This is a genomic window from Aeromonas sp. Lyrl_2 (assembly GCF_051948815.1).
In the GTDB taxonomy this organism is placed as follows: domain Bacteria; phylum Pseudomonadota; class Gammaproteobacteria; order Enterobacterales; family Aeromonadaceae; genus Aeromonas; species Aeromonas veronii.
Map to the genome: position 1 here is coordinate 1 of NZ_JAYJLJ010000010.1, position 19,761 is coordinate 19,761.

Sequence of the window (19,761 nt, forward strand, 5' to 3'; positions counted from 1 at the left end):
CGCAACTGCGGGGCGTTTTGCATTGGGCCTAGTCGGGCTGCTTGCGATGGGGCGGGGTGAGGATCAGCCCCAGCAGGCGGCGCAGGTGGGTGAGCTGCTCGGTCAGCTGAACGTTGAGCCAGAGGTAGCCATTGATGGCTGCCTCTGCGTTGGGCGGCAGCGATACCTGGGTCGCCACCTCGTGCAGGCGTGCGATGGCGGCATCTGCGCCGCGACCATCGCCGGTTTGCATCATCAGAGCAAGCTGGTTGATCGCCTCCTCGGTGGCCAGATGGCAGGCTTGCAGCGCAGCCGTGCTCTGCATCAGGAAGTGGCTCTCCCGATCGTTCCAGTAGGTGTTGGCCAGCATCTCAAGAGTGCAGAGGGTGTTGCGCATGGTGACCTGCACCGCATCAAACAGGGCGACGCTGTGGCGCGTCTCCTTGGCCGCAGGGGCCAGAAGGGCCCGCAGTTTGCCGGTCTGTGCCAGCAACTGGGAGAGATTGTGCTTGAGGCGCGGGCGCTCCAGCACATTGGGGGAGAGGTGAGTGTGATAGAGCCGCCCCGACTGCTGCAGGATCTGGTGCAGTTGCAGCCGCCAGTGGCTGTAGGCCCGCTGGGGATAGATGCTGCAAAAGAGCAGCGCCAGCAGGGAGCCCAGTATCACGTCGGCACTGCGCCACAGCGCCGTCTCTATGTCCCCCGGCATGGCCCCCATGGTGACTCCCAGGGTGATGCCGATCAGCAGCCCCACATAGGGGCGCTTGCCGAGGGCCAGATAGCCGCAGAGAAACATGATGCACCCGCACCAGATCAGGGTGAGTGGCAGGGAGTAGATCTCGAGATAGAGCGCCACCACCCCGCAACTGGCGCCGAAGATGGTGCCCACCACCCGCTGCAGGGCGCGGGAGAGCACATTGCCCCAAAACGAGATGGGGCCCATCACCACCACCAAGGTTATCAGCGGCCAGGTGCTCTCCGGCAGTTTCAGCTCGCGGGTCAGCAGAAAGGTGAGCATAAAGGCGAGCGCAATGCGCAGGCCATGGACGATCCGGTAGCGGCCATAGACCAGCAGATCGAGTCGGGAGAGGGGGGCATCAAGACGCACGGTCTGCCTCCTGTCAGGTGGGTGACGGGGCGCCGTGCATCCGGCCGACGCCCCGCCGGGATTTAGGCCAGTCGTCCCTGCAGGGGGTGGATCCAGACCCGCTCGCCAATGGCGATCCCGGGTTGGTCCGGTACGATTTCAATCAGGCAGTTGGCATCGGCCATGGAGCTGAGAATGCCCGAGCCCTGTGGCCCTGTGGTGCGCACCCGCAGCTGGCCGTTACGGTCCTGATGGAAGATGCCGCGCAGAAACTCGGTGCGCCCCGGGCGGCTCTTCATCTTCTCGTCCGCCAGCGCCGAGAGGCGCAGCGGCTGCCACCGCTTGCCTTGCAAGCGGGCGATGGCAGGCTCGACAAACTGCAGCACGCAGATCATCGCCGCTACCGGATTACCCGGCAGGCCGAAGAAGGGGGTATGCCCCAGCTTGCCAAAGGCGAGCGGGCGGCCCGGCCGCATCTGGATGCGCCAGAAATCGATCTGGCCGAGCTCTGCCAGCACCAGCTTGATAAAGTCGGCATTGCCTACCGAGACTCCGCCCGAGCTCAACACCAGATCGGCGCTGGCGGCGGCCTGCTCCAGCTGCTGGCGCAGAATGGTCTTGTCATCGGGAATGATGCCAAGGTCGATCACCTCGCAACCGGCGGCGCGGATAAGGGCCATCAGGGTGAAGCGGTTGCTGTCGAAGATGTGGCCGGGGGCGAGCTGCTCGCCCGGGGCCTGCACCTCGTCACCGGTACTGAACAGCGCCACTTTCAGCGGGGTGCGCACAGTGAGACTGGCTTGACCGAGTGATGCCGCCAGCCCCAGCTGGGGGGCGCCAAGCCAGGTACCGGCCGGGATGGCGACCGCGCCTTTGGCGAGGTCTTCCCCGGCCAGGCGCACATTCTGCCCTGCCCGGATCGGGGCGGTGACGGTGACCCACTCACCTTCAATCAGCGTCTCTTCCCGCATCACCACGGTATCCACACCGGGGGGCAGCGGGGCGCCGGTCATGATCTGCACCGCCTGACCGGCCAGCACCGGTTCGTGGCGCTGCTGGCCCGCCAGCACTTCCCCCACCAATTGCCAGCGACCGGCGGCGAGGTCGTCGCTGCGCAGGCCAATGCCATCCATCGCCGAGTTGGCGTGGGGGGGCACATTGATGGGGCTCACCAGATCGGCCGCCAGCACGGCGCCGTGGCACTGGGCCAGCGGTTTATCGATGCAGGCGTTGCTCGGGGTGAGGGCCGCCAGAATGGCGTTGCGGGCCGCTTCGACCGAGAGAAAGCCCTTGCCCGCCTCCGGCTCCTTGCTCTGGCAGCCGTCAAGCCAGCGGCAGACGAAGTCGGCGATAGCCGCCAGATCGTTGATATCGAGTCGGGGCAGGCTTGTCTGCTGTTGTTCGCCACTCTGTTGGGGCTGATCGCTGGCCAGCGCGATGATGTCGCTGTCTTCGGGGAAGAGCAGCGGCTTGCCAATCTCGGCGCGGTGCAGCTCGATTTTCGGGAAGTGTTCGTGCTTGAACCCCTCGACCAAGAGCAGATCGAGCTCTGTCTGATCGAAGCTGGCCAGCAGCTGGCGAAAATCGGCTTCGGCCAGTTCAGTTTCAATGATACGAGCATGCCGACGACGGGAGGCGACCATCATCTGCTGGGCACCTGCCTTGCGCAGGCGATAGCTGTCTTTGCCCGGTTGGTCGATATCAAAGTCGTGGTGGGCGTGCTTGAGCACCCCGATGCGCAGGCCGCGATCCACCAGCAGGGGGATCAATTGCTCCAGCAAGGTGGTCTTGCCGGTGCCGCTCCAGGCGGCGAAGCCGAGCAGGGGAAGAGTGGGGGCCGGGGTCATGAGGTGACTCCTTGTTGGGGGTCGATAGCCGTGGCGAGCAGACGGGCCTCGTAGGCGGCCAGCTCGGCAGGGCTATTGAGATTGATAAAGGCATCCGGCTGATCGGCAAAGCTCACCACCGCCATATTGTGGCGGGCAAACCAGATATCGATTTTGCGCTCACCCTCTGCCAGCGCGGCGGTGAGGGAGGGGAGCAGGGATTTGTGCAGCAGGGCCACCACGGGTTGCAGCCAGTCGCCGTCGTGGGCCACTACCAGCTCGGTATCCGGGGTCAGGGCGGCGCGAAAGCGGCTCATCAGATCCAGCGGCAGAGCGGGGCCATCGCAGGGGACAAACAGCACCCAGTCGTGACGGGCGGCAGCAAGGCCCGCCTGCATGCCCGCCAGCGGGCCGAGATAGTCGTTGTTGTCATCGCAGATGACCGGGGCCAGCGCCTGATAGCGGGCCTGACTGCGGTTGGCGTTGATCAGCACCTCATCCACCTGGGGGCGCAGGCGCGCCAAAACATGGTCGATAAGAGGGCGTCCCGCCAGTGCTACCCATCCCTTGTCTTCGCCCCCCATCCGGGTGGCGCGGCCTCCTGCCAGGATCACTGCTGATACGGCAACGGGATCAGAGTGGCTGTCGTTTTTTGAAGTCATGTCGCTCGATGATTTTTAAAGGGGTCGTCTCTTGCAGCTGGCCACGGGCGAGGGTCCATTGCCGCTCGCACAGGGAGGTCAATGCGTTGCTCTGGTGGCTGATGACGACCAGGCCGCTGCCATGTTCCCGCAGATCTTGCGCCAATGCGGCCATCAGGGCAACCGAATGTGTGTCCAGATTGGCGGTGGGCTCATCCATCAGCAGAAAGGCAGGTTGCAGTGCCCAGGCACGGGCCATCGCCAGCCGTTGCCGTTCGCCACCGGACAAAATGCTGATGTGCTCCCGCGCCAGCCCTTCCAGCTCGACCCGGCGCAGCGCCTCGAACACCCGGATCTCGCTGCCGAGCTGTTTATCGAGCGCCCAGGCCACGTTGTCGTGCACGGTGCGATCGAACAGATAGGGGGTCTGGTGCAGATAGGTAACCCGGCCCGGCCCCAGATCCCGCTTGAGCAGCCGGTTGATCCGCTGTTGCCAGCGCCCTGGCAGATTGGTATGGCCGCGGGTGGGGGGCAGCAGCCCCGCCAGGATCTTGAGCAAAGTAGTCTTGCCCACCCCGTTGGCTCCATGCAGCCAGATGGCATCCCCCGGTGCGATGGCGAGCCGGTCAATCTCGAACAGCTGGCGCTCGCCAAAGCGCATCGTCAGCTGGTAGGCGGTCAGGGCCATGGGGTACTCCTGTTGATACGCAGTGGGCGCATGGTCAGTTCTTCAGATAGCTGTGGCCGCGACAGGCCGTCAGCAGCAGGTTGAGCAAGAGGGCGAGGGTGAGCAGCACTATGCCGAGTGCCACTCCCTGGGTGAAGGCCCCTTTCTGGGTCTCCAGCGCGATGGCGGTGGGGATATTGCGGGTGAAGTGCAGGATATTGCCCCCCACCATCATGGAGCAGCCCACCTCGGTGACGATACGGCTGAAGGCGCCGATGATGGCGGCCAGCAGGCCAAAGCGGCACTCGTGCATCAGGCCGATCAGCGCCTTGGGCCAGGAGACCCCCAGGGTCAGGGCAGTCTCCCAGGCGCGCCGGTCACTCTGGACAAACGCCGCGTGAGCCATGGTGGCGATCACCGGAAAGGCGATCAGCATCTGCCCCACCACCATCGCCTGCTGGGTAAAGAGCAGCTTCCAGTCGCCAAAGGGGCCGGCCCGCGACAGCAGCATGTAAAGCAAGAGGCCAATCACCACGGTCGGCACCGATTGCAGGGTATTGATGCAGGAGAGCCAGAGCCAGCGGCCGGGCAGCGGCAGATAGGCCAGCGCAAAGCCCAGCAGCAAGGCGGGCAGCAGCACCAGCAGCAGGGCGATGCAGGAGACGGAGAAGGAGACCCCCACCACCTGCCACAGTTCGGTGTCACCACTGAACAGCAGGGCGAGGGCCGCCAATGTCGTGTCGATCAATGTCGGCATCAGACCTCTTTCTCATCGTGCAGGGCGAGGGCCGTCAATACGGTCATGTCGAGCAGGGTCGGCATCAGGCGCCTCCCTCAGCGAACCGGGGGAGGGCCATCAAGGTCATCGCAGGGGTCAGGGTTGCCATTATTTCCCGTTGGCATCCGCCACAAACAGCGCCTGACCGGCTACCTTGAAGTCGCCGATCAGCTTCTGGCCATGCTCGGAGATCAGCCAGTTCTTCAGGGTGCGGGCCCCTTCGGTGTTGAGATCCGGGTAGCGCTTGGGGTTGACCAGGCTCACCTGATAGGGGTTGAACAGGCGCTTGTCACCCTCCAGCAGCACGGCGAGATCCAGCTTGCTCTGGTAGGCGAGCCAGGTGCCGCGGTCGGTCAGGGTGTAGGCACCGAGCTCCGAGGCCATGGTCAGGGTCGGGCCCATCCCCTGGCCGATGGATTTGTAACCGGCAAACTCGGGTTTGATGTCTGCGGCTTGCCACAGGGTCTTCTCTTTGATGTGGGTGCCGGACTCGTCACCGCGGGAGATAAAGGTCTGGTCCTGCTCCTTGATGGCTTGCAGCCCCTTGGCTGCGTCGTGCAGTTTGCCGAGACCCGCCGGATCTTTCGCCGGGCCGACGATAACGAAGTCGTTGTACATCAGGTGTACCGGCTCGATGCCAAAGCCCGCATCGACGAACTTCTTCTCGGCAGAGGGGGCGTGGGTCATCACCAGATCCGCATCGCCATTCTCGCCCATCTTCAGGCTCTGGCCGGTACCGGCCGCCATTACCTGCACCGGATAACCGGTCTCCTTGGTGAACTGGGGCAGCAGCCAGCCCAGCAGACCGGACTGCTCGGTACTGGTGGTGGTGGCGAGGCGGATCGGCGCTTTTGTGGCATTAGTATCCGCTTCGGCATGGGCCGCGCCGGCGATCAGCAGGCTGGCGGCGAGGGAGAGGGCAAAACGTTTGAGGTTGGTTTTTATCGTCATCGTGATGCAACTTTTTTCAGGGTGGATGAGGAGAGGGCAAGAGTAAGCAAGCAGGGTGCCAAACTGTTCCTTTGCCGCTGCATTCACGGTTTGCCGTTTAAAAACAGAAGCTTATTAGAATCAATTAGGTGAGCTTGTTATCGCTTTTAATAATTGGTGTTGGTGCTTTTGATACGGTAAGGACAAAATGTCCCACTAAGGTTCCGGTTATCGGGACATTCACCGACCGTACGTGCATCCGAGGTACTTTTTTCCATGACACTCCCTCCCAGCCGCTGGTCTGCCCTCTCCCTGCTTATCGTTGACGATGAGCCCGGCATGCGCAGCTTTCTGGCCAAGGCGCTGGCCAAGCGTTTTGCCCAGATTGAGACTGCCGCCAGCGTGGAGGAGGCGGAAGCCCTGCGCTGCCGCCTTCACTTCGACCTTATCATCGCCGACATCCGGCTGCCGGGGCGCTCCGGCATCGAGTGGCACGAGGCCATAGACCCGGCCACTCGCCGCAGCGACATCATCTTCATGACCGGTTTTGGCGATATGGATACCGCCCTCAAGGCGCTGCGCCTCGGCGCCAGCGACTTTATCCTCAAGCCCTTCAACCTCGATCAGATGGTGCAGGCGGTGGACAGAGTCATCGAGCGCCGCCAGATGGAGCGGGAGAACCTGCTGCTGCGCCGGGAGGTGAGCAAGCTCTTCCCGCCCACCCTGATTGGCGACAGTGCCAAGACCCGCGAGCTCAAGACGCTCATCGCCAGAGTGGCGCCCTCCAATGCCGCCGTACTGGTGGAGGGGGAGTCCGGCACCGGCAAGGAGCTGGTGGCCCGTGCCCTGCATCAACTCTCCGGCCGGATGGGGGCCTTTGTGCCCCTCAACTGCGCCTCCATCGCCCCGGAGCTGCTCGAAAGCGAGCTGTTCGGCCACGTGCAGGGGGCCTTTACCGGCGCCCGCAAGGGGCGCGACGGCCTGTTCCGGGTCGCCCATCAGGGCACGCTCTTTTTGGACGAGATCGGCGAGATGCCCCTTGCCATGCAGGCCTCCCTGTTGCGGGCACTGGAGCAGAAGGCCATCCGCCCGGTGGGGGCCGAGCGCGAATTGGCGGTGGATGTGCGCATCGTCGCCGCCACCAACCGCAACCTCAAGGCCGAGGTGGAGGCGGGCCGCTTTCGCGAAGATCTCTTCTATCGTCTCAACGTGGTGGCGCTGCCGGTTGCCCCGCTGCGGGAGCGGGTCGACGATATCCCCGCGCTGGTGCACCACTTTACCCGCCAGCTCACCGCCGAGATGGGGATGGGTTCCTTGAGCTGGACCCACGAGGATGTGGTAGCGATGCAGGCCTACCCCTGGCCCGGCAACGTGCGGGAGCTGCGCAACCTTATCGAGCGCTGCCTGCTGCTGGGCAAGCCCCCGGCGGATTACTGGCAGAGCAGCAAGCCGGCCGAACAGGGGGCGAGCGAGGAGGGTTATCCGCTGGCGTGGCCGCTGGCGGAGGTGGAAAAAGCCCACATCCTGCAGGTGGTGGCGAGCCATGATGGCAACAAGTCGGCCGCCTCCCGGGTGCTCGGGGTGGCGCGCAAGACGCTGGATCGCAAATTCAAGGAGTGGGCCATCGAATGAGGAAGGCTGACTGGATGGGGTGGCGATGAAACTGACCCTGCTCTCCCGCTGCATGCGTGCTTTGTTGCCCCGTTGCGTGCGCACCAAAGTGCGCTGGCGCCTGCTGCTGCTTACTTCGGTGCCCATCATGCTCACCCTGGTGGGCATGATCGCGCTCACCCTCTACTGGACTCTCACCTACAGCTGGCAGAACCTGCTCACCACGGTGCGCAGCGATCTTGGGGTGGCCCACCACGCCATCACGGTGCAGCAGCAGCGCCAGACCGAGCATCTCGAGCATCTGCGTGATGCTTGGGCTTTTCAGCTTCGGCTGCGGGAATCGCCGGATCAGCTGCATGACTGGGTGATGCCGCTGGCGGCCAACTATGGTCTCGATTTTCTGCGCTTACGCCGTGGCCCCGAGCTGGATCAGCTGACAGCGCAGGAGCGTGCCGCCCTCACGGCCGGACGCAGCGTCAGCCACTTCGTGGTCTGGTCGCAGCAGGAGATGCTCACCCTCTCCCCGCAACTGGCCAAGCGGGCCGTGCTGTGGCAACGGGATGGCACTAGGGTGGTTGAGGACAGGGGACTGATCAGCCTGTCACTGACCCCTGTGATGGGCCGCGACGGCTCCCTTTGGGCCGTGCTGGAGGGGGGCGAGCTTGTCAACGGCAGCACCCGGCTGGTGGATGAGCTCAAGGGGCAGGTGTTTGCCAAAAACACCCTGCCGGATGGCAGTGTTGGCACCGTCACCCTGTTTCTCGACGATCTGCGGGTGAGCACCAACGTGCCGGTCAGCAGCAGCCGTCAGGTGGGTCGGGCGGTGGGCACCCGGGTTTCGCCGCCAGTGCGCGAAAAGGTACTGGGGCGAGGGGAGATGTGGGTTGACCGCGCCTTCGTCCACGATGCCTGGTATGTCTCGGGTTACGAGCCGCTGCTGGGAGCCAGGGGCGAGCGGCTCGGCATGCTCTATGTGGGCTTTCTCGAGTGGCCCATTATCCGCACCTACCTCACCAATCTGGTGGAGCTGGGCTCCGGCGTAGTGCTGCTGTTGCTGCTCTCCGGCCTGCTGGTCTATCGCGGCGCGCGGGATCTCTTCTCCCCCATCGAGCGGATGCACAAGGTGGTGCGGCAGGTGCAGGCCGGGGAGTCGGCTCGCATCGGCCCGCTGGCCCTCGATCCCGACCACGAGCTGGCCCAGCTCGGTCGCCAGTTCGACGCCATGCTGGACAGGCAGGAAGCGCATCAGCAGCAGATGGCCCGCAGTGCCGATGAGCTGGAGCAGAAGGTGGCCGAGCGTACCCAAAGCCTCGAGCTCAAGACCGCCGAGCTGGAAGATCATATCCATATGCTGACCGAGGCGCGCCAGCAGCTGCTGATCAGCGAGAAGCTGGCGGCCCTTGGCGAGCTCTCCGCCGGGGTGGCCCACGAGATCAACAACCCGCTAGCGGTGATCCTCGGCAATGTGGAGCTGATGAAGCTGGAGCTGGGGGAGGCGGCCGAGCCGGTCAGCGAGGAGCTGGCGCTGGTGCTGGCCCAGATCGAGCGCATTCGCGCCATCACCCGCAGCCTGCTGCAATATTCGCGCCCCGGCGATTACGAGACCGCACCGGTGTGGCAGCACCTCAACCCCATCATCGAGGAGAGCCTGACCCTGGTGCGCTCCGCCCTGCGTCAGCAGCAGGTGGAGCTGGTGGCCGATCTCAAGGCCCAGCAGCCCATCGAGGCGGATCGTCAGCAGCTGCTACAGGTGCTGATCAACCTCCTGGTCAACGCCAGCCACGCGCTGGGAGAGCAGGGGGAGATCCGGGTCGAGAGCCGCGACTGGGTCGATGAACTCGGTCAGTTGCGCGGGGCAGAAGTGCGGGTGATCGATAACGGCAGCGGCATCGAGGCGGCCATTATCGACAAGATCTTCGACCCCTTCTTCACCACTCGCGCCACCGGCACCGGTCTGGGGCTGGCCCTGAGCCACCGTATCATCAGCCGCTGGGGTGGGGAGCTCTTGGTGGACTCCACCCCGGGGCAGGGGAGCTGCTTTACCGTGCGGCTGCGCAGCCACGCCCTGCTGCCCAGCGGTAGCGAGCCCGCGAAACTGGAAGGGTGGCGCATTGCGCTCAATGCCGAGGGGCGTGAGACAAGCGATTGATGCTGTTATAAAAAGGCCCGTGATAAAAACAGCCCGTCAACATGGTTAGCGGGCTGTTTTGTCGGTGGGTGAGTGGTTATTTACTGCGGGCTCCACACCAGCTTGCCGCTCTGGGTCAGGTCATAGCCGCCGAGGCGGGCCGCCAGCTCGCGCCCCTCGGGGGATTGCAGCCAGCCGATCAGCTGTTGCAGCAGGGTGCGAAAGAAGACCCCCTGCGGCATCACCAGATCGAAGCACTCCTGCGACAGCGGCATAAAGCCGAGGCCAAACTCGGTGGCGGTGCTCTGGGCGCCGGGCCCGACATCCGCATCGCCGCGGCTGATGGCGGCGGCCAGCTCCCGCTCGCTGTTGACCTCGAGGGTGCGCTCCAGCCGGGTCAGCGACTCCCCTTGCGTTTGCAGCCACTCCTGCAGGGCGCGCTGGCTGCCAGCCCCCTCCTGACGCATGGCCCAGCGCCAGTCGAGCGCCTCTTTTGCCTCCTTGGGTTGCAGCCCCTGGCGCAGCACTAGACCCTGCACCCGCCTGAATCCATGAACGATCACCCATTGCCGGTGGCCCTGATACTGCTGCACCAGCGCCGGGTGGCGCAGGTGGGCCTCTTCGGCCTGCCCCCAGTGGATGGCGCAGAGATCCACATGGCCGCGCGCCAGCATCGCCAGCCCCTGACGGGTGCCGCACGGGGTGTAGCCCACCAGTGCCTGGGTGCCGAGCTGCTGGGCCAAGCGGCTGCTGGCGTAGTGCAGCAGCACGTCGTCCGAGCCCGCCAGCAGCAGCCGGTCGTTCATCACCCCCTCGTGGCAGCTGCCGAGCAGCCAGCGATCGAGCAGGGAGCGGGGAAACAGCCACTTTCCGGTCGCCTTGGTGGCGGGGATGCGCGCCTCGTTGGCGAGCTGGTAGACCTTCTTCTCGTTGAGATCGAGGTATTCCGCCACCTGCTTCACGTTCATAAACTCGTTCATGGCTTAGTCCCGCATCCCGCGACCGGCCGGACTGGGCGCCAGCACCGGCGGCTTCTCGTCCAGCACCATATGGTCGTGGCCGCTGAATACCTCGAAGTGGCGCCCCTTGGCGCGGGCAATCATGGTGATGCCGAGCTGGCGGGCCAGATCCAGCCCCATCTGGGTGACGCCGGAGCGCGACAGCAGCACCGGAATGCCCATCTGCGCCACCTTGATCACCATCTCCGAGGTGAGCCGCCCGGTGGTGTAGAAGATCTTGTCATGGCCACTCTCGCCGCGCATCCATAGCTCGCCCGCCAGGGTATCCACCGCATTGTGGCGCCCCACATCCTCGACAAAGGAGAGGATTTCGCTGCCGCGACAGATGGCGCAGCCATGCACGGCACCGGCCATCTTGTAGGTTTCGTTATGGGCCGACAGCGCCTTGAGCAGGGCGTAGAGGGTGCTCTGTTTAAGCTCGGGCGCCGCCAATACCACCCCTTCGAGCTTCTTCATCACGCTGCCATACATGGTGCCCTGACCGCAGCCGGAGGTGACCGTCTTCTTCTCCAAGGATTTGTCGAGATCGGCGGCCTGCTGGCTGCTCACCACGGCGGCGGCCTCGCTCTCCCAGTCGACGATCACCGACTCGATGGCCGAAATATCCTCGATAAAGCCCTGATTTTTCAGATAACCCAGCACCAGCGCCTCGGGGCGGGCCCCCAGCGTCATCAGGGTTACGATTTCCTTCCAGTTGAGGTAGACCGTCAGTGGCCGCTCACAGGCGATTTGGCGGGTATTGATTGTGCCCTGTTCATCCATCACCTCGACGGCCATGGTGAGCTGGGCGGCAGCATTACTTTTGATAAAGGTCGGTGTCATGGGCCCCTCGCGACCGTTGCCGGGATCTAAGGGGAGGGGTACAGCAAGTTTTGTTCCAGAACGTAAAGTTCTTTGCGGTGCAGCTGGCATATTCGGTTTGTTAGTAATATTAGCTGGACAAATATTTTTAAGAACATGACTATATAAATAAAATATTCTTAGTTATTCGCTCGCTTTTGGTTATTTAAATTGATAGCTAATTTTTTATGGTGAGGTATAGGTAGTGATGGAGAGTTATCTTAAAAAATGGAGTGCACTTGCTAGTCATTACATTGGGGACCAATTTGATTACTGTAAACCCTTCCTAAGTTTGGATTATAAAGGAATGGAACCTCTCGTTAGATTCGTTAGTAGTCAATTGTATTTATCATGTCATTTTAGCAGCCAAAGTTCACTTATCCTTTTAAGGGAGGGGTTGGAGTGGGATGCAGAGATAATACTGCGTTCCATATCTGAAGGTGTAATTAAGTATGTATATATGTTGCAAGGCTCTGATGATGAGATCTTAGAGAAAGCTAAAGAGTATTGGTTTGTGCTTCCTGAATATGCTTCAATTAAAAGGAGTGATAAAGCAAGCTCATTTTTAACAGCAGCAAATGGATATTGCGTTCCTAAATGGAAAGCAATGGAAGATCTAATTTTAGATCAACAAGATATTGAAAATATTAGGCATGGTTCAAACAAGAAAAGTCGTAGTCTTCTCGAGCAAAAGTGGTCATTCAGTGAAATTCTTAACTGTTTTTCCAAGAGTGAAGATAAAGTGCTCTCTGACTTGGTTCATTTATCATATAATTTTGGAATGAGCAGCCATTTAATTCATAAAGATGCTGATGGTGTTGGAATGATTTGGGAGCGAGATACTCGAGAGCCGGATCGACGTAAGGTTGTCAAATTGGCCCATATAGCTCGAGCTATATCAGATATCTGTGTTCTTTCTGATATACGGACAATTTTTTTGATGAAGCATTGTGGTGGTGATATGGCTTTCATAAATGATATGAAATCTTCATATCATGAACTATTCGAAGAGATAGAATTGGCTGGAAATGATTTTTATGAAGTGGAATATGGTGAATAGCAACAAATATTTAACATGTTGGGCTAAATAGTAGGTTGGCGCTGAACAAAGTGACGCTCAATGTTTACCGCGAACATTCTTATCAAGGCAATAATCGGATAATTCAGGCATATTCGATTATTGCCACTCCCTCGATTAGATACACAGGCTGATTGGTTTTACTCCGCATGTTGGGCTTCGCTGCGCTCTGCACCAACCTACGCCCGCGCCAACCCGCATCAAAGCCCCAAGCGTCGACCAAACCGGCCTTGGCCCCACTCTTGCTATGTCTTATCCCATTGATGGCCGTGGCCGCCCTGAAGATCCTGCCGTGATCCGCCCCGAACGGGGTGGTTCAAGGGGGAGGGCGGTGCGGCAGAGACCTTCTGATGGGAGCCGTGACAGTGCAAGAGACAACCAATACCTTGCCCCCGCAGCGCTGGCTGCAACTGGAGTTAAAGGCCATCGACAGCCAGGTTGGCCGCTGGCAGAGCCGCCGTTTCGAGATTGCGGCGCTTCATCCCGCCGAGCCCGAGGCTGCAGGTGCCTTGCCCCTTACCCTGTTTCGCGATGAGCGGGGGGATTATCGCTTCAATTTGAGCTCCGGCTCGCCCCGTCTCTTTGTCACCGGAAGCCGCGTGGACAGTGGCTTTGTGGCCGATGGCTTGACCTTGAGCCAGACCGTGGCCGCCGCCTATATGGATGGCGAGCGGCAGGTGCTCTCCTGCCCGCTGCCCGAAGCGCTGCAAGCTTGGGTGGAAGCCTTTATCGGTCGCCATGGCGAGCTGCTGGAGGCCCGTCGCAAGGGCAAAAAGGGCAAGGGACGGGCGCAGGATCAGCTGGGAGTCGATAGCCAGGATCAAGCCAGCTGCGGCGCCGTGAAAGCCACCGGCCCCGATGGCCGCGAGCGTGGCAGTGACAGCGGAAATCGCGCCCATGAGTGAGTTCCTCAAACGCTGGTCGTCTCGCAAGAGTGAGGCGCGCAAGCATCAGGCATTGCAGCCACGGGAAGAGGTTAGCCCCGAGGCGGTTGCCGCCCCCATCGAAGGCAGCGGCGAAACTGAAACTCCAGATGCCGCGATGGATAGCCCCGTAGTCAGTACTGACAAGGGGAGCTGTGAATCCCTTGCCGTTGAGGGGACCGAGAGTGGCGAACCGCCGCTAACAACAGCCCAGCCGGGCAAGGCCAAACTCCCCGACAAGGAGACGCTGCGGGCCATGTTTCGCAGCCACAAACCGGATGGGCTCGACGACTACACCCAGGATTTCAGCCAGCCCGAATTGCTGCCCGCGGCCCTGACTGCCGGGCTGCGCAACTGGCTGGTGGATCAGGTAACCGCCCCGGAGAGCGAATCGGCCAATCCGGCCAGCGGATCCGCCGAACCGGGGGCGGTTGCCAGCGAACCTGCCGCCGACGAGCTGGCTGATAACCATTCTCAAACCCACACCGACGATCGGGACATTTTGGTTTCCTCTGGTGGACAAAATGTCCCAACCAAAGGTGGGGGAATGGAACCCTCAGGATCCTGACTCCCTGTCAGTCACTTTTTTTCCGGGGGAGTTGGCTCGCCTCTTGCTCTCTCGGCTTACCAACAAGCGCCCATCCCATGAGGTGGCGCGCACAGGAGCGTATGTGAGCACTGAACAAACATTGCCAAATCTGACCCCAAATCTGGCCCCAAATCTAGCCCGCGAGGCGGGGGCGGCCGAGCATAACGCGCGCGCCTATGCCCTGCAGCATACGGTCAAGACCGACAACCTGATCCCGGCCACTGTCTCTTACCGGAGTCAGGGGCGCCTGCTGCTGGTCGGCCCGGAAGATCGCATTCGCCGCGCCGCCAGCCAGCTGCCTGCCGGGGTAAAGCCCACCCTGCTGGTGACCGAAGCGGTGCATGACGCCGAGGCGGCCGATCTCGAAGCCATTTTCGATGCCACCGCATCCCTCGCGGCCCTGACCCTGCGCGAGCCGAGCCTGACAGGGTATCTCGGCCAGTTCCAGCTCACTGGCCTCAATGGGCAGGGTGAGCGGGTTAACCTGGCTGCGCTCTGCTTTCCACAACAAGCGGCTGCTGTTAGTGAACAGCCACGCGAACCGCACTTTGATCTGGTGGCCGATCTGGGCCGCGCCCCGCTCTTTGCGCTGGAGCGCCCGCCGGTCGGTTATCTGCATCTTGCCGATGACCAAGGGCTGGCCGAACGGCTTGTCGAGATCTGCGCGCTGACCGGTATCTTCGACAAGCCGCGCTATTTTCGCCTCGACCCCGAGGCCTGCGCCTTTACCGCCCGCGGCGTGCCCGGTTGCAGCCGCTGCCTCGATGTCTGCCCGACCGATGCGCTCAAGCCCATCAATGGTCGCATCCAGATCGATCCCCATCTCTGTCAGGGCTTCGGTAGCTGCGCCTCTGCCTGTCCGACCGGGGCGATTACCTATCATCAGCCCGATGCCAACACCAGCGGCGACTACCTGCTGCGCTTGCTCAAGCATTATCGGGAGGCGGGCGGCGAAGCGCCTCGACTGCTGATCGCCGGTGAAAACGAGCGCGAATGGGTTGAAGTCGAACTCACCCGCCTGCCTGCCAACTGGCTGCCGGTCTGGGTGGAGGAGAGCGCGAGTTTAGGCATCGAGAGCTGGTTCGCCGCACTCGCCTATGGCGCCAGTGCGGTGCGCATTGCGCTGGGCGATGACGCCCCCGCAAGTGTGCGGGCACTGGTTGAGCGGGAACTGGCGAGCGCCGCCGTGCTGTTGGCGGGGGCCGGTCTCGCTGCCGATCGCATCGCCCTGTTTAACCCGGATGCCGAACAAGATAAGCCGATCTCCGGCCTGCCAACCGTTGCCTTGTTGGAGAAGCCGCTCAAAGGGGACAAACGGGAAAACCTGTTTGCCGCCTTCGATGCCCTCTGGCAGGCCAACGAAGGGAACCGCGAGCCGCTGGCGGTGCCCCACGGCGCCCCTTACGGCAGTGTGGAGCTGAAAGAAGCTGACTGCACCCTCTGCATGGGCTGCGTGGCGGTCTGCCCGAGCCGCGCCCTGCATGCGGTTGGGCACACGCCCGGCCTCAACTTTATCGAGCAGGACTGCATCCAGTGCGGCATGTGCGAAAAGGCGTGCCCCGAGCAGGCCATCGTGCTTACGCCCCGTCTGCAACCTGTGCCCGAGGCGCGCCGCGCCGTGCAGAGCCTCAAAGCCGAAGAGGCTGCCTGCTGCATTCGCTGCTCCAAGCCGTTCGCGCCCGCCTCGATGATCCGCCGCATCCAGCAAAAACTGGCCGGTCACTCCCACTTCCAGAACGAGGCCGCCCAGCGGCTGCTGATGTGCGAGGACTGTCGGGTCAAGGATGTGTTTGCGGCGCTGGCGGCGGATCCCGTCTCCCAGCTCAAGGTATGAGGGGCCAGTGATGAGTGAACAACATAACGAAAAGGCTGGCGAACTGACCATGACCGAACTGGAACAGAGCAGCGCCGATCTCTACGCCCTGCTGGCAAGCCTCTGGCGCGCCGCCCCCCGTGGTGAACAGCTCGCCTGGCTGCAAGGGTTGCAGGCTATGCCGGGCCCCTTTGCCAGAGGGCTGGGGCTGGTGCAGCTGGCGGCCAGCAGCCACCACGAAAACGAGCTTGCCGAAGAGTATCAGGATCTCTTTATCGGGCTGGGGCGCGGGGAGATCGTGCCGTTTGCCTCCTGGTATCTCACCGGCTCATTGATGGAGCTGCCGCTGGCGGTGCTGCGCGCAGATCTGCAGTCGCTGGGTTTCGAGCGCCAGAGCGGAGTGTGCGAGCCGGAAGATCATCTGGCCGCCCTCTGTGAGGTAATGGCGGTGTTGATTGCCGAGCAGCACCCGGATCGCAACCGCTTCTATGAGCGCCACCTTGCCCCCTGGGTACTTGCCTGCTGCCGCGATCAGCAACAGGCGAAAGGGGGCAGCTTCTACCGGGCGGTCGGCGCCCTTGCCGAAGATTTCTTCAAGCTGGAAAACGAATTGCGCCTGCCGTTTGGCGCCTGCGTGGTGACGGGTTGACGCCCCTATCTATGCATAACAAGACGAGCAGATGAGATATCCATTGGACGCGAAGCTGGCGCGCAGGCGCCGGAAATTACAAAAACAGAGGTCACAAGAATGAGCGATGAAAAGCTGAAAGACCCGTCCCGCCGCAATCTGATCAAGGGAGTTGGCGTGGTCGCCACCATAGGCGTGCTGGCCGGTGCCACCGGCCGGGTGGTGGGCAAAGAGGTGCTGACCCACGATACCAAGCCTGACAAGGGCTATCGGGAGACCCCCCATGTTCACGACTTTTATCGCACCCTGCGCGGCACCGACTGAGCCGGATCAGTGAAGGAGAACTCATGAAACTGACAAAACGTGCCGAGCAGCCCCAGGCGGGCGAGCAGGGCAATGAGGCCATTCGCGGTCAGGGGCTGACCCGCCGCGCCTTTATGGTCAACTCGGGTCTGGTGGCCGGTGGCGCCGTGGCCGCCGGTTGGCTGGCACCGGCCATGATGCAGCGGGCCGAGGCCAAAACCGTGGCGGCCGGGGTGCCGGTCGAGGTGAAGCGCACCATCTGTTCCCACTGCTCGGTGGGCTGCGGCGTCTATGCCGAGGTGCAGAACGGCGTCTGGACCGGTCAGGAGCCGGCCTTTGATCACCCCTTCAACCTTGGCGGTCACTGCGCCAAGGGAGCGGCCCTGCGCGAGCACGGCCACGGCGAGCGTCGCCTCAAGTACCCGATGAAGCTGGTGGGCGGCAAGTGGCAGCGCATCAGCTGGGATCAGGCCATCGAAGAGGTGGGCAACGAGGTGCTGCGCCTGCGCAAGGAGTCCGGCCCCGACAGCGTCTACTGGCTCGGCTCCGCCAAGCACTCCAACGAGCAGGCCTACCTGTTTCGCAAGATGGCGTCCCTGTGGGGCACCAACAACGTGGATCACCAGGCGCGGATCTGCCACTCCACCACGGTCGCTGGCGTCGCCAACACCTGGGGCTACGGCGCCATGACCAACAGCCTGAACGACATGCACAACAGCAAGTCGATCATGTTTATCGGCTCCAACCCGGCGGAGGCCCACCCGGTCGCCATGCAGCACATCCTGCTGGCCAAAGAGCGCAACGGCTGCAAGATTTTGGTGGTCGACCCGCGCCGCACCCGCACTGCCGCCAAGGCGGACATGTACCTCTCATTGCGCCCGGGTACCGACGTCGCCTTTATCTGGGGCATGCTCTGGCACATCTTCAAGAACGGCTGGGAAGACAAGGAGTTCATCCGCACCCGCGTCTACGGCATGGATGAGGTGCAAAAAGAGGTGGCGCGTTGGACTCCGGCCGAAGTAGAGCGGGTGACAGGCCTCAACGAGCAGCAGGTCTATGGCGCCGCCAAACTGCTGGCCGACAACCGCCCCGGCTGCGTGGTCTGGTGCATGGGCGGTACCCAGCACACCACAGGTAACAACAACACCCGCGCTTACTGCATCCTCGAACTGGCCCTCGGTAACGTGGGCAAGAGCGGGGCGGGCACCAACATCTTCCGTGGTCACGACAACGTGCAAGGTGCCACCGACTTTGGCGTCACCTCCGATTCCTTGCCCGGTTACTACGGGCTGGAAGAGGGCTCCTGGAAGCACTGGGCCCGGGTGTGGGATGTGGATTACGAGTGGATCAAGGCGCGCTTTGACAACAAGGCCTACAACGGCAAGCTGCCGATGAACAACAACGGCATTCCGGTCTCCCGCTGGGTGGACGGTGTGCTGGAGAACGCCGATCTCATCGAGCAGGGCTCCAATATCCGCGCCATGTTCTACTGGGGCCATGCGGTCAACTCCCAGACCCGCGGCCCGGAAATGAAGAAGGCGATGCAAAAGCTCGACATGATGGTGATTGTCGACCCGTACCCCACCGTCGCCTCGGTGATGAACGATCGCACCGACGGCGTCTACCTGCTGCCGGCCACCACCCAGTTCGAGACCTATGGTTCCGTGACCGCCACCAACCGCTCCATGCAGTGGCGTGACAAGGTGATAGAACCCCTGTTCGAATCCAAGGTCGACCACGAGATCATGTATCTGCTGAGCAAGAAGCTCGGTTTTGCCGATGAGCTCTTCAAGCACATCAAGGTGGAGAATAACCAGCCGCTCTTGGAAGACATCACCCGCGAATACAACCGCGGCATGTGGAGTGTGGGCTACACCGGCCAGAGCCCGGAGCGGCTCAAGGCGCACCAGCAGAACTGGCACACCTTCCACAAGACCAACCTCAAGGCCGAGGGCGGCCCGGTCAGTGGCGAAGTGTACGGTCTGCCCTGGCCCTGCTGGGGCACCCCTGAGATGAAGCACCCCGGCAGCCATATCCTCTACGACACCAGTATTCCGGTGTCGGAAGGGGGTGGCGGTTTCCGCGCCCGCTTCGGCATCGAGTATCAGGGCGTCTCGCTGCTCGCCGAAGACTCCTGGCCGAAAGGGAGCGAGGTGGAAGACGGTTATCCCGAGATCACTGCCGACCTGATGAAACAGCTTGGCTGGTGGGATGAGCTGACCGAGGCCGAGAAGAAAGAGGCCGAGGGCAAGAACTGGAAGACCGATCTCTCCGGCGGTATCCAGCGGGTCGCCATCAAGCACGGCTTCGTGCCCTACGGTAACGCCAAGGCGCGCTGCGTGGTGTGGACCTTCCCGGATCAGGTGCCCAAGCACCGCGAGCCGCTCTATACCCCGCGCCGCGACTTGCTGGCTGACTACGCCACTTGGCCTGATTCGAAGAGCCTGTGGCGCTTGCCGACCCAGTACGCCTCGGTGCAGGAGAAGGATGTCAGTAAGGAGTTCCCCATCATCCTCACCTCGGGCCGTCTGGTCGAATACGAGGGGGGCGGCGATGAGACCCGCTCCAACCCCTGGCTGGCTGAATTGCAGCAGGAGATGTTCGTCGAGATGAACCCGGCGGATGCCAACGATGTCGGGGTGCGCGACGGTCAGGATGTGTGGGTCGAGGGGCCGGAAGGGGGCCGGGTCAAAGTGAAGGCGCTGGTGACCCCGCGGGTCAAACCGGGGCTCGCCTTTATGCCGTTCCACTTCGGCGGCCACTTCGAGGGCAAGGATCTGCGATCCAAATATCCGGAAGGGTCAGACCCCTATGTGCTGGGGGAGTCGGTCAACATAGTCACCACCTATGGTTATGACCCGGTCACCCAGATGCAGGAGACCAAGGTCACCCTGTGCCGTTTTCGCAAAGTAGGAGCCTGA

General features: G+C 62.3%; 17 protein-coding genes. 9 read left to right on the forward strand and 8 right to left on the reverse strand.

Going from position 1 to position 19,761, the window contains the following annotated elements; translation table 11 throughout:
• Positions 1-28: 28 nt before the first annotated feature.
• The 6 genes from VF684_RS10375 to VF684_RS10400 all read right to left on the reverse strand — a co-directional run bounded on the left by VF684_RS10375 (position 29) and on the right by VF684_RS10400 (position 5,929).
• Positions 29-1,087: an FUSC family protein gene (locus VF684_RS10375; protein WP_042054492.1), complete on the reverse strand. Its 1,059-nt coding sequence runs from the start codon at positions 1,085-1,087 to the stop codon at positions 29-31.
• Positions 1,088-1,149: 62 nt separating this feature from the next.
• Complete coding sequence (locus VF684_RS10380; RefSeq protein ID WP_279461764.1) at positions 1,150-2,913, reverse strand: bifunctional molybdopterin-guanine dinucleotide biosynthesis adaptor protein MobB/molybdopterin molybdotransferase MoeA; 1,764 nt, start codon at positions 2,911-2,913, stop codon at positions 1,150-1,152.
• Positions 2,910-3,554 (reverse strand): molybdenum cofactor guanylyltransferase MobA, encoded by a 645-nt coding sequence (gene mobA, locus VF684_RS10385; protein WP_204381337.1) that lies wholly within the window; start codon positions 3,552-3,554, stop codon positions 2,910-2,912. The genes VF684_RS10380 and mobA overlap by 4 nt, the downstream gene beginning before the upstream one ends.
• A complete protein-coding gene (locus tag VF684_RS10390; RefSeq protein WP_204381336.1) occupies positions 3,526-4,221 on the reverse strand; it encodes an energy-coupling factor ABC transporter ATP-binding protein in 696 nt (231 codons plus the stop codon). Before VF684_RS10390 ends, mobA begins: the two co-directional genes overlap by 29 nt.
• Positions 4,222-4,255: 34 nt before the next feature.
• A complete protein-coding gene (locus VF684_RS10395) occupies positions 4,256-4,957 on the reverse strand; it encodes an ABC transporter permease (protein ID WP_019446238.1) in 702 nt (233 codons plus the stop codon).
• Positions 4,958-5,086: 129 nt separating this feature from the next.
• Complete coding sequence (locus VF684_RS10400) at positions 5,087-5,929, reverse strand: substrate-binding domain-containing protein (RefSeq protein ID WP_204381334.1); 843 nt, start codon at positions 5,927-5,929, stop codon at positions 5,087-5,089.
• Between the two features lie 255 nt (positions 5,930-6,184).
• Between VF684_RS10400 and VF684_RS10405 the strand changes: the two genes are divergently transcribed.
• Together VF684_RS10405 and VF684_RS10410 are read left to right on the forward strand one after the other, a co-directional pair.
• Positions 6,185-7,540: a sigma-54-dependent transcriptional regulator gene (locus tag VF684_RS10405; RefSeq protein ID WP_204381333.1), complete on the forward strand. Its 1,356-nt coding sequence runs from the start codon at positions 6,185-6,187 to the stop codon at positions 7,538-7,540.
• A gap of 25 nt (positions 7,541-7,565) precedes the next feature.
• Entirely contained in the window at positions 7,566-9,668 is a 2,103-nt protein-coding gene (locus VF684_RS10410) for a sensor histidine kinase (protein ID WP_204381332.1), read from the forward strand.
• Positions 9,669-9,748: 80 nt separating this feature from the next.
• Here the strand turns inward: VF684_RS10410 and VF684_RS10415 are convergent, their stop codons facing one another.
• Both VF684_RS10415 and VF684_RS10420 read right to left on the reverse strand, forming a co-directional pair.
• Entirely contained in the window at positions 9,749-10,615 is an 867-nt protein-coding gene (locus tag VF684_RS10415) for a helix-turn-helix transcriptional regulator (RefSeq protein WP_013723539.1), read from the reverse strand.
• A gap of 15 nt (positions 10,616-10,630) precedes the next feature.
• A complete protein-coding gene (locus VF684_RS10420; protein WP_204381331.1) occupies positions 10,631-11,488 on the reverse strand; it encodes a formate dehydrogenase accessory sulfurtransferase FdhD in 858 nt (285 codons plus the stop codon).
• A gap of 226 nt (positions 11,489-11,714) precedes the next feature.
• On the opposite strand from VF684_RS10420, the gene VF684_RS10425 reads away from it, so the two are divergent.
• The 7 genes from VF684_RS10425 to VF684_RS10455 all read left to right on the forward strand — a co-directional run bounded on the left by VF684_RS10425 (position 11,715) and on the right by VF684_RS10455 (position 19,761).
• The gene (locus tag VF684_RS10425; RefSeq protein ID WP_376900306.1) at positions 11,715-12,566 is read left to right on the forward strand and encodes a DUF5677 domain-containing protein; all 852 of its coding nucleotides are present in this window, start codon (positions 11,715-11,717) and stop codon (positions 12,564-12,566) included.
• A gap of 368 nt (positions 12,567-12,934) precedes the next feature.
• A complete protein-coding gene (locus VF684_RS10430) occupies positions 12,935-13,489 on the forward strand; it encodes a DUF3305 domain-containing protein (protein ID WP_204381330.1) in 555 nt (184 codons plus the stop codon).
• Complete coding sequence (locus VF684_RS10435) at positions 13,482-14,075, forward strand: DUF3306 domain-containing protein (RefSeq protein WP_204381329.1); 594 nt, start codon at positions 13,482-13,484, stop codon at positions 14,073-14,075. The genes VF684_RS10430 and VF684_RS10435 overlap by 8 nt, the downstream gene beginning before the upstream one ends.
• A 103-nt stretch (positions 14,076-14,178) precedes the next feature.
• Positions 14,179-15,930, forward strand: coding sequence for a 4Fe-4S binding protein (locus tag VF684_RS10440; protein ID WP_376899920.1), 1,752 nt, complete (start codon positions 14,179-14,181; stop codon positions 15,928-15,930).
• A gap of 10 nt (positions 15,931-15,940) precedes the next feature.
• Positions 15,941-16,558 carry a TorD/DmsD family molecular chaperone gene (locus VF684_RS10445; RefSeq protein WP_042007396.1) on the forward strand — a complete coding sequence of 206 codons (618 nt, stop codon included), beginning with the start codon at positions 15,941-15,943 and terminating at the stop codon, positions 16,556-16,558.
• 99 nt (positions 16,559-16,657) lie between these two features.
• Entirely contained in the window at positions 16,658-16,861 is a 204-nt protein-coding gene (locus tag VF684_RS10450) for a transcriptional initiation protein Tat (RefSeq protein ID WP_058393425.1), read from the forward strand.
• A 23-nt stretch (positions 16,862-16,884) separates the two neighbouring features.
• Positions 16,885-19,761 (forward strand): formate dehydrogenase subunit alpha, encoded by a 2,877-nt coding sequence (locus tag VF684_RS10455; protein ID WP_123172588.1) that lies wholly within the window; start codon positions 16,885-16,887, stop codon positions 19,759-19,761.